Below are 9,695 nucleotides of genomic sequence, written 5' to 3' on the forward strand. Positions count from 1 at the left end.
ACTCCTTCGTGGATGCGCGCTTGCCACACGCGCCTCATCCGATAAGACGGCGCGGCGTCGGCGATTTTCAAGGCGCTTTCGCGCGATGCGCCATCGCGCGTTCGGCGTCCAGCGCGAGATCGGCGCAATCGGCGTGTCGTTCGCGCAGACCGAGCCACGCCGAATAGCCGAGCCGCCCATAGCGGCCGGGCTGCGCGGTCGGAACCTCGTCGGCGGCGAGCACGAGTTGCGCGTCCCACGCAAGTTCGTCGTTCAGATGCTGACGAACGACCGCGATGAGCGTCGGCAGCGCGGCGCCGCCCGGCAAGAGCGATTCGAACTGCGCGAGTGACAGCGGCCCGATCACGAGGCGAATCGCGTGCTGTCGATCCCACACGGCGCGCCCAAGCACGGCCCCGCGCCCGAGCGGCGCCGCGCGAGGCCGCAGCGCGGTACGTTCGTCGGGATGCAGGCTCATCCAGTGCCCGCGATACGGCTCGACACGCACCGGCACACGCAGCAACGCGCTCGCGATGGCTTCGAGCGCATCGGCGGGGCGCGTCTGCATGTTCCGGAGGCCCGCGAAATGCAGCTTCGCGTGATCCGAGACGGCATCGCGATGACGGCTCGCTTCATCGGCGAAACCGGTCAGCGCGCCGACGTAGAACGCGAACCGGTCGCCGCCCGGCCGGTCCAGCGCGTTCACGGGCCGCCCCTGCGCCCACGCGCGATAAAACAGCAGCAGGAAGCGATGCAGCAGCGCATCGAGCAGGCGCGCGAACGCCTTGTCGCCGTGATGCAGCGCGCGCTCGCGGATGAAGTCCGTCAGATGCAGCGGCAGCGGACCGTTCGGGCCGAGGTAGCCGAAGAAGCGCTGTTCCAGACGCGGCGCGTGCGCGCCGTGTTCGTGCTCCAGACGCGCGAGCGGCGCGGGCGCGAATGCGAGCGACACGTCCTGCGCGAGGCGCACGGGCTCGTCGGCGGGACGCGCGCCGCAGCCCAGGCGCGGCAAGTGCGGCGTCGCGGCGTCGATGTGCCGCATCACGCGATAAAAATCGTGACGATGCGGCGCGGCGGCGACGGCATCGAATAAATCGAGCAAGTCGCCCGGCGGCTCCTCGCGCGCCGCCTCGCTCAGAAGATGGCTCTCGTGCCGCATCGCGGAGGCAGCCGAAGAATTTCGCCGCGCGCGCTCGTGCGCAGCGCCGTCTGCACAAAGGAATTGATCGACACGTAGCGCGCAAAGAAGCGGTCGAGCACGCAGCCGAAGAGCCACGCGCTGCCGCCCTGAAACGCGAGATCGTCGACTGTTACTTCGATGGTCAGGCCGCGCCCGAACGCAATGGGACCGGGCATCGGCAGGCGGCGCACGACGGGCTTCGCATCGACGGAAACGACGCCCGCCACCTGCGCGCGGCCCGCCTGATCGGCGTCCGGCACGTGCAGCGCGAGCAGCGCGCGCAATGCGGCGGCGGCCTCGCGCGTGCCGTGGCCGATCGACAGATAGTGCAGCGACAGTTGATCGATCAGACGCCAGCTTCGCGCGGCGTCCAGATTCGCGGGCGCGGGCCGCGACGGGCCGCTCACGCATCGCACGGCGGCAACGGGCGCGGCAATGTCGAGCGAGAAGCCGCCGCCCGCGCCGCCGCGCGGCATCGAAAGCGGCAGATCGCGATTCGTGCAGAGCGTCGCGAACGAAAGCTGCCGCAGCGATCCGCGATACGGCGCGGCGTTCGGATCGACGATGGACACGTACGTCTCGCTGCCGACGTACTCGGTGCGCGCGCCGCTCTTCTGCCGCGCCGCCGGCACGATGCGCGGCTCGCGCTCGGTCGTGAAGTACGCGGCGTCGCCGGGGCGGTCCGCGAGGAAGTCGCCGTAGAACGGATGAAACGTCTGCTCGGTGTCGTCGCTCGCGCCGTAGCCGGACACGCCGGTGACCGAATGCACTTCGAAGTCGAGCGGATGCGTGCGGTCCGGCACCACATGAAAGCGCGCGGCGGCTTCGGTCACGAGCGCGCGGTCGGCCTGCTTCGCGAAGAGGTTGATAGCGGGCACGCAGTCGAGCAGCACGTTGTCTTTCGTGACGATGCGTTCCAGCGCGGCATCGGCGGTGGCGAGCAGGAACGTCAGCTCGATCTCGCGTGCGGCGAACGACGGCAACACGCTCGCGAGACCGTCGATGCGGGCGAAGCGGAAGCGCTCGGGCAACGCGAAATATTCGTGCAGCAGGCGATAGCCCTGGAACGCGTTGGGCGTGACGGGCAGGAGCGCTTCGGCGTCGCTGAAACCGGCGGGCGCGAGGGCATCGGCGGGAAGAACGGCGAGCGCGCGGCTCGGCCGCTCGGGCGTCGATACGACGATCGCGAGCGTGCCGGCCATCGCCGCTTCGTACAGCCGATACGCCGTTTCGTCGCCGCCTGCGAAGTAGAGGCTGAGCGCGTTCAGACTCAGCGCATCGAACGACACGCCTTCCGCCGCCGAAAGCCGGATGCGCAGCGCGCCCTTCACGCGTGGCGCGAGCGCCTGCGTTTCGCGCAACGACGTGAGCGGCAAGTCCTGCAACTGCGCGATATAACGCGCTTCGGTCAGCTCGATGGGCCACAGCGCGAGATCGGCGGCGGTGCGAAACTCGCAGGATGTCGTGTGCGGCGACGGCATCGCAGCGATCAGCGCCGCGCCGCGCGGCACGACGAATCCTTCGGCGAGATTCGGGCTCGCGAGATCGGGCGACAGGCGCGCGATGAGCATCGAAGGCGTCGGACAGGCGGCTTGCGGCAGCACCACATGCGTGAGCTGCTGCGTGAAGCGCGGGAATTCCTCTTCGATCTTCAACTGCACGCGCGCCGCGAGAAACGCCGTGCCTTCGAGCAGGCGTTCGACATAGGGATCGGCCACGTCGATGCCGTTCATGCCGAGCCGCGCCGCGATCTTCGGGAACTGCTGCGCGAACTCCGCGCCCATCTCGCGCAGATGCGCAAGCTCGGTGTTGTAGTGACGCAGCAGGCGCGGGTCCATGTCAGCGCGGCAGTTCCATGACGGTGATGCCGCCTTCCTCGAGATCGATCTGCGTGCGCAGCGCGAATTCGAGCGGCACCGGCTGCGCCCACAACAGGCCGCGTATCACAAGCGCGATCTGGTTGTGCATGTCGAGCACGGACCGGTCGAGCACGGGTTCGATATCGAGCGTCGATGGATCGATGCGCGGCTCGAAGCGTTCGATCGCCTGACGGATGGCCTGTTCGAGCAGCACGGTGTCGATGGTCGATGCGAAGCGCCCCGACAGGCACGGCAAGCCGTAGTTCAGCACCGAAGCGAACGCATGCGGATAGCGCTCTTCGGCGATCGCGCCGCCGAGATTGGTCGTGTTGAAGAGCCACGAGACGTCGCGCAGCACGGCGGCCCGCAAGCTGCGATGCGTCATGAAGCGCTCGCTGGCGGCATCGGCGAGTGCGGCGGGATCGTCGTCGATCAGGCGGTCGAGGAGCGACGGCTGCAGGCGGTCGGTTTCCATCTTCGCATGTGGCGTCAGGTGATGCGCCGTGTCGATACGTCCAGCGCGAACGTCACTTCCGCGCCGCGGCTGCCGGTTTCGGTTTGCGGCGCGCACGTCATCGTCAACTGCTGCGCCGAGAACTCGAACACTTCGCACGGGCGCGACAGGCGCGCGCTCGTGTAGATGTGATAGTTGCGGATATACGCCTGCTCCAGCTTCATCGACAGATATTCGATCTGCACGCCGTTGTCCGCGCCCGCCGCCTTGAAGCAGCGGATATGCGCGAGCGCGAGCAGTTCAGCCTGCGCGCACAGCTTGGCCAGAACGGGCGACGCCGAATCCACCGACTTGATGACGCCGAGCGTCGTCACGCGCATGTCGTTCGCGTTGAGCGCGGCTGCGTGCGGCGCGGCGTCGTAGCCTTGCGCCCAGCGCCAGCCGTGAATCTGCATGGGCGTGTCCCAGTCGGCGCGCTTCTTCGCTTCGCCCTTGACCGGCGTGTTGCTGCGCTTCGGCACGACCTGCAGAAACATGTCGTCGGATGCCGTGATGGCGAGGAGATCGAACTGGCGCAACGCGTCGAGCGTGAGGCTCATGTCGAAGCGCGGCGATTCGCGCGGGTCGTTGCTTGGCATCGTGCTCATCCGGGTGACGAGGTTCCGAAGATAAGACGGCGCGCGTCGCGTGATTTTGAAGTTCAAAAGCGCGGTGCGTGTTTCGTTTAACGGATGGATTGCGCGCGTTGATGCGCTGGACCACGACGGAGGACCGCATGAGTACGATCGACTGCTATGTGAAGATTGACGGAATCGAAGGCGAGAGCAAGCACAAGGGGGCCGAAGGGCAGATCGAGGTACAGGGCTTCGAGTGGCAGGTCTCGAATGCGAGCAATCCGACGACGGGCGGCGGCAGCGGCATCGGCAAGGCGACGCCGGGCGCGTTCATGTTCAAGCATCTCTACGACAAGGCCGCGCCGACCATCCAGAAGAGTTGCGCCACGGGAAAGCACATTGCGAGCGTGAAGTTCACGATGAGCAAGTCCGGCGACGGCCAGAAGGAATTCCTGACCGTCACGATGAAGCAGGTGACGGTCTCGAAGGTCGATATGAAGTGCGACGAACGCGGCTATCCGGAAAATACGGTGGAATTGTCGTTCGCGGATATCGAGTTCGAATACAAGCCGCAGGACGACAAGGGCGCGCTCGGCGGCGCGGTGAAGTTCGGCTGGGACGTGCGCAGCACGGAAGTGCGCTAAGTGACCGAAAGCCATGAACGATGCCGTCGCGCAGAAGCCGCTCGCGAGCGTCGATACGCCTCTGGGCGACGACGTGCGCTTTCTGAGCCTGCGCGCGAGCGCGGAACTCGGGCGCATGCCGCGTTGTGAGTTGACGCTCGTTGCGAAGCGCGCGGATATCGACTTCGGCCGCATTCTGGGCAAGCGCGTGAGCGTGTCGCTCGGCGTGCCGAAGTCGAAGCCGCGCGTGTTCGGCGGCTATGTCGTGGGCTTTCGGCAAACGGGCATGCGCGGACGGCTTTACGTTTATGAAGCGACGGTGCGGCCGTGGCTGTGGCTGCTTTCCCGGCGCAGCAACTGCCGCATCTTTCAGAACAAGACCGTCGAAGAGATCGTGAAGGCCGTGTTCGCCGATCCCGTCTACAAGGGACTCGAATTCGGCGAGATCAAATGGAAGGCGAACACGCGCAAGCATCCGCCGCGCGAATATTGCGTGCAGTATCGCGAGTCCGACTTCAACTTCGTGAGCCGGCTGCTGGAAGACGAAGGCATCTACTACTGGTTTCAGGACAAGGACGGCAAGGAATCGCTGATTCTGACCGATACGCTCGCCGCGCACGAAAGCGTCGCGGGCTGCGAGTCGCTGCCCTATGGCGCAGTGATGTCCGCTGCGCCCGATGCCGAATACGTGAGCGAATGGCGCATGCAGCATGCAATCGAAACGCGCAACTGGCTGCTCACCGATTACGACTTCAAGCATCCGTCGCGGCCCTTGCAGAAGCAGGCGGTGAAGCACATGGAAGGCTTCGACGCGTTCTCGGGGCTTGAGCATTTCGATTACCCCGGCGGCTATGTCGAAGCCGATCACGGCGAAAGCCGCGCGAAGTCGCGTGCGGACGAATGGCGCGTGGAAGGCAGCGTGCCCGACGATCCCGACATCAACTGGCAACAGGCCGAGGCGCGCAGCAATTGCCGCAGCGTGCGTTGCGGCGCGCTCTTGAAACTGACGCGGCATCCGCGCGCGGATCAGAACGCGCAGTATCTCGTGACGCGCACGCGTTATGAAATCGATATCGCCGATTACGAAGCCTTCGACGGCGCGCAGTCGAATCGTTGCGAATGCTGGTTCTCCGCCATCGATGCGAAGCAGCCGTTCGCGCCGGCCCGCAGCGCGCGCAAGCCCTTCGTGCAGGGGCCGCAGACGGCGGTCGTCGTGGGGCCGGGTGGCGACGAGATCTACACGGATCAATATGGCCGCGTGAAGGTGCAGTTCTTCTGGGACCGGCAGGGCAAGCGCGACGAGAACAGTTCGTGCTGGATGCGCGTCTCGCAGCCGTGGGCGGGCAAGGGCTTCGGCGCAGTCGCGATTCCGCGCATGGGACAGGAGGTGATCGTCGATTTTCTGGAAGGCGATCCCGACCGGCCGATTATCACGGGCCGCGTGTATAACGCCGAACAGATGCCGCCGTATGAGTTGCCGGCGAACATGACGCAGTCGGGCATCAAGAGCCGGTCGAGCAAGGGCGGCAGCGCGGCGAACTGCAACGAGCTGCGCTTCGAGGACAAGAAGGGCGCGGAGCAGGTGCTGCTGCATGCGGAAAAAAATCAGGATATCGAAGTAGAGAACGACGAGACGCACTGGGTCGGACGTGACCGCAAGAAGAACATCGACCATGACGAAACGACGGTCGTGAAGCATGACCGGACCGAAACCGTGGGCAACAACGAGAAGATCGAAGTCGTGGCGAATCGCGACGAGAAGGTCGGTCAGAACGAGACCATCGCGATTGTTCAGAATCGCACGGAGACGGTTGGAGGGAACGAGACGATTACCATCGACCGGAACCGGACCATTCTCGTCAAGATGATGGAGACGGCCAGCGTGCTGTTGCAGCGCACGCATTTCGTGGGCATCAACGAGACGATCACGGTGGGCGCGGCGCAGGAGATTGCGATTGGCGCATATCAGACGGTGAAGATCGTCGCGTATCAGAAGGTGAGCGTGGGCGCGGATCAGACGGTCAAGGTGGACCACAATCAGAAGACGACCGTGGGCGGCGATCAGACGCTCGATGTCACGGGCGCGCAGACGGTCACTGTCGGCAAGGACATGAGCGAGACGATCAGCGGCGGGCAATCCAGTACGGTGAAGAAGGGGCGTACGACTTCGGTGACCGAGGACGATGCGTTGACGGTGGGGAAGAAGATCACGATCAGCGCGGGGGATTCGATCACGCTCGTGACCGGCGATGCGAGCATCACGATGAAAAAAGACGGGACCATTCGCATTAAAGGCAAGGATATTTCGATCGATGCCAGTGGGAAGATCAATGCGAAAGCGGATGGGGATATCGTGATGAAAGGGGCGAAGATTCTGCAGAATTGAGGGGGAGGCCGGAGCGGTTGTTGGGTTAGTTTTGGCAGTGTCCAATCTGCGGCTCATCTGAGCCCGGCGGCCGTCGTTTGGGCGGTGGGTAGGATCGAGAATCCGCGACACGGTCAAGGGGTGCTTGTCGGCCTTGCCGACGTTCGACGATGCTCGATTCGAGCGCGACACACCCAGGACTTCACAGACCGTCTTCAACGGTCGTCCCCCGGCAGCAATGGTGAGCGCGCATCGCTTCTGCCAGCTCCGATGCCGGCACCGCCTGCTCGCCGGCACTGACCGCCGATAGGCTCCCGTCCTGATAGAGTTTGCGCCATCCGAAGACCTGGTTGGCATTTACTCGATGCCGGCTAGCGACGCCGGAAACCGTTGCACCGGGCTCGAAAGTCTTCCGCACTATCGCGCGTTTCTCTTCAAGAGAACGTCGGCGGCGCTGCTCCGGCTGGGTCAGAACTTCTTCAGGTTCCACGTCGTGACCAGGGTTAAACATAAGCAGAAGACTGCTTCGAAATTTGCCCGTTACCGCATGTCCGGGTCTTGCGGGGGCCGGCCCACGCGCTAAGTCCGTACTGTGAAATTTGAGGTCGCCGTTTACGTCGATATTCCGTGAGGCTTTCAAAAAGCTCAATACTCCTCCGTCTTGTTGCTGTGGGGTCTTTCAGCTGTTGTTCGGACATCATCGAAAGATGCTGTGGCTTGTGCAATAGTCAATGAAAGCGTGCGCCGCAAGGTGCTGACAGTGCGACGCTTCATGCTACATCGCGTTACATCGGCGACAAAATCGCGCAAGTTTCCCGACGAATGGCGACTCGTACGTCTTTCGAGACTGGTGAGCCGGTTAGTCCGTCACCCGCTTGCTGAGCGGTGATGGGAATTGACCGGTGCCAACTGCCCCACTTTGCTTCAGCCTCGAAACAAGATTACCGTCCTTCCGGAGGAAACCATGTCAAATGCAGGTAGGGTCCACGCGGCGACCGCGGTCGCACTCACGCTCGCGGGCAGCAGCCTTGTCTACGCGCAGCCACCTATCCCCGACATCAGTGAATTGGCCAACGCGGCGCAAATGGTGGTGCAGAGTCGCGTTAGTAAGGTCGAGTACCGTATGTCCGAGGCCGGTGCTCAGGGGCAGCCGTCGTTGCCGAACACTATCGTGACTTACGAAGTGCTGCGATCCGTGCGCGGAGACGGCCCCTCGACTATGACGCTGCGCTATGCCGGCGGTCCGGATGGTCGCGGGCATGTCTACCAGCTATCCAACGTTCCGGTCTTTCAGGTCGGAGATGAGGATGTGCTGTTCGTTGAGACAAACGGGGCGGCTGCTTGCCCACTGGTGAACTGTGGCGACGGACGCTTCCGCGTGCTCAACGGCGCCATCTACGATGGCACTGGCGTACCCGTGCAGGCCGTGCGAAACAACAAGGTTGTGACGGGCGGCGCACCGGAATCCGCGTTTGGCAAGACCCAATATCCGGCGCCTGCGTTCGATGAACTCATGAAAAACCCAGAGGCGCGGAGACTCATCAGCAAGAGCGGGCTGACGCTGGAAGAGGCGCGCAACCGCTATCAGGCGCAGGCGCCAAAGACGATCGAGCTGGAAAGCCGCAGCGGCGGCGATAGGAACCCGGATTCCGCCGGGAAGGGGCCGGGTCAGTCCGTGAGCAGAAGCGCAGAGCAACAGGCCGCAATACAGCCAATGTCCGTGGACGCATTCGTAGCCGCAGTGCAAGCCGTACGCACGAACCCTGGAAAGGCGCAAAGCTACTTCCGAAGCGTGGACCCGAACGCGCGCATTCCTGCACCAGAGCCGCAGCCCACGGCTCCCCCAGTGGTTCCTCAGTCGGGATCTGCTGCGGCGCGTTCGTCGGCCGGAGTCGCGGAAGACCTCGCTCTCCCGAAGGACGATTCGACGATTACGGAAAGAAAGCAGTCCTCGCAGTAACCCGCTACCCAACTTCGCAATTTCGTAAGGATAGACATCATGAACACGAAACTTGCCCTGTTTGGGGCAGCATTGTCATGCCTGGTTACGGCATCGTCCGCGATGGCGTACAACCTCAACTACTGCCGTGGCGTTCCGATCAAGTGGGGAACCAATGGCGTCACCATGAGAGCCAGTTCGACCAGTTTTCCCACGGGATACTGGCGCAACGGATTGCAGCGGACCGTCACTCTCGTCAATCAGAACCCGAGCCCGTTCTATTTCACGCTCGTAACCGACACGGGAGGCGTCGCTGTTAAGAATGGCGAGAACGAGGTCTGGGGCAGCACGAATAGCAGTGTTCTTCAAGGGTCGCCAGCTATTACGCACTGGCAGGACACTTGCTATTGGCTGCCAATTATTGGCACGGTCACTCACCGGGATGAGGCCGACGTGGTGTTCGACTACAACTCGCCTTTCCAGTGGACAGCCGATGAGGTCAAAGCAAGCATCTGGAACTACGGGGGGACGCGCCGTCAACTTCAGAGTACCGGCATTCATGAGTTCGGACATGCGTTGGGCCTGCTGCATGTGAACACGGAGTATGGACTTGCCCCCGCATAACCGGACACCCGGTCACGCTTAGGTTGGAGAAACTGCTTGCCGACGAAACTCACGAGGC

9 protein-coding genes are annotated in these 9,695 nt (G+C 63.6%); 4 read left to right on the plus strand and 5 right to left on the minus strand.

Going from position 1 to position 9,695, the window contains the following annotated elements; translation table 11 throughout:
- Positions 1–67 precede the first annotated feature (67 nt).
- Genes tssG through AWB72_RS09515 form a run of 4 tightly spaced genes read right to left on the minus strand, consistent with a single transcriptional unit; the run spans position 68 to position 4,110 of the window.
- Entirely contained in the window at positions 68–1,138 is a 1,071-nt protein-coding gene (tssG, locus tag AWB72_RS09500) for a type VI secretion system baseplate subunit TssG (protein ID WP_052449822.1), read from the minus strand.
- Positions 1,114–2,997 (minus strand): type VI secretion system baseplate subunit TssF, encoded by a 1,884-nt coding sequence (tssF, locus tag AWB72_RS09505; protein WP_040050070.1) that lies wholly within the window; start codon positions 2,995–2,997, stop codon positions 1,114–1,116. The genes tssG and tssF overlap by 25 nt, the downstream gene beginning before the upstream one ends.
- 1 nt (position 2,998) lies before the next feature.
- A complete protein-coding gene (tssE, locus tag AWB72_RS09510) occupies positions 2,999–3,493 on the minus strand; it encodes a type VI secretion system baseplate subunit TssE (RefSeq protein WP_040050069.1) in 495 nt (164 codons plus the stop codon).
- A gap of 14 nt (positions 3,494–3,507) precedes the next feature.
- Positions 3,508–4,110: a type VI secretion system tube protein Hcp gene (locus tag AWB72_RS09515; protein WP_084592811.1), complete on the minus strand. Its 603-nt coding sequence runs from the start codon at positions 4,108–4,110 to the stop codon at positions 3,508–3,510.
- Positions 4,111–4,247: 137 nt separating this feature from the next.
- On the opposite strand from AWB72_RS09515, the gene AWB72_RS09520 reads away from it, so the two are divergent.
- Together AWB72_RS09520 and AWB72_RS09525 are read left to right on the plus strand one after the other, a co-directional pair.
- Positions 4,248–4,730 carry an Hcp family type VI secretion system effector gene (locus AWB72_RS09520; RefSeq protein WP_040050083.1) on the plus strand — a complete coding sequence of 161 codons (483 nt, stop codon included), beginning with the start codon at positions 4,248–4,250 and terminating at the stop codon, positions 4,728–4,730.
- Between the two features lie 13 nt (positions 4,731–4,743).
- A complete protein-coding gene (locus AWB72_RS09525; protein ID WP_040050068.1) occupies positions 4,744–7,095 on the plus strand; it encodes a type VI secretion system Vgr family protein in 2,352 nt (783 codons plus the stop codon).
- 181 nt (positions 7,096–7,276) lie between these two features.
- Here AWB72_RS09525 and AWB72_RS09530 read toward each other — a convergent pair whose 3' ends face one another.
- Positions 7,277–7,723, minus strand: coding sequence for a transposase (locus AWB72_RS09530; protein ID WP_510183654.1), 447 nt, complete (start codon positions 7,721–7,723; stop codon positions 7,277–7,279).
- A gap of 315 nt (positions 7,724–8,038) precedes the next feature.
- Here AWB72_RS09530 and AWB72_RS09535 point away from each other — a divergent pair, with 315 nt between their 5' ends.
- Together AWB72_RS09535 and AWB72_RS09540 are read left to right on the plus strand one after the other, a co-directional pair.
- Positions 8,039–9,034 carry a hypothetical protein gene (locus AWB72_RS09535; protein WP_143754603.1) on the plus strand — a complete coding sequence of 332 codons (996 nt, stop codon included), beginning with the start codon at positions 8,039–8,041 and terminating at the stop codon, positions 9,032–9,034.
- Positions 9,035–9,073: 39 nt separating this feature from the next.
- On the plus strand, positions 9,074–9,637 hold the full coding sequence (locus AWB72_RS09540) for a M10 family metallopeptidase domain-containing protein (protein ID WP_040050066.1): 564 nt from the start codon (positions 9,074–9,076) through the stop codon (positions 9,635–9,637).
- The last annotated feature ends 58 nt before the right edge of the window (positions 9,638–9,695 follow it).

Origin of the sequence: Caballeronia concitans (assembly GCF_001544615.1) — a bacterium.
Taxonomy (GTDB): domain Bacteria; phylum Pseudomonadota; class Gammaproteobacteria; order Burkholderiales; family Burkholderiaceae; genus Caballeronia; species Caballeronia concitans.